The 570-nt window shown below is 63.7% G+C and carries 1 pseudogene; it reads left to right on the top strand.

Annotated features, from left to right (window positions below):
• Positions 1 to 570 (top strand): annotated as a pseudogene (locus tag J1M86_RS24155) (fused acetyl/propionyl-CoA carboxylase subunit alpha/methylmalonyl-CoA decarboxylase subunit alpha); the annotation flags it as partial.

Consider the following 570-nt stretch of genomic DNA (forward strand, 5'->3'; position numbering starts at 1 on the left):
GCGCACTCCTGGAAGTCATCACCCGCCAATACTACGAAATCCGCACCCTCGAAGACGTCAAAGCCTTCGACCGCGAAAACAAACACTTCGTCACCGGCAACTTCGACCTCGCCGGCGAACGACTACAACTCGTCTCCACTGCAACGTCGTTCACGGACCTGTCTGCGACATTGGACGCGATCGACGACATCGCCGGTCCCGCACCCGAGCACCTCGCGGTGGACCTGTATCTGGCATGGCCCGACGCCCCGTCCGACGGGGACGAGATCTCCGCGGTCATCCAGGCGGTACTGTCCGAACACCCGCGCACCCGCGGCTGGCGCCGAATCACGGTCACCGTCTGCGGTGACGTCGTGTCCAAGATGACGTTCCGCCGACCCACCGGCGAGGGCAATCTCGCCACCGAGGAAACAGGCCCGCTGGCCGAGGACCTCGTCATCCGCGATATGCATCCGTTGACGGGGCAGCGGTTGAATCTGTGGCGGCTCAAGAACTTCGACGGTAAGCGGCTCCCCGCGGCACCGGGAACGTATCTGTTCCAGCTCAACGCCAAGAACAACCCGGCCGATG

This window comes from Rhodococcus sp. KRD197 (assembly GCF_017168235.1).
Taxonomy (GTDB): Bacteria; Actinomycetota; Actinomycetes; order Mycobacteriales; family Mycobacteriaceae; genus Rhodococcoides.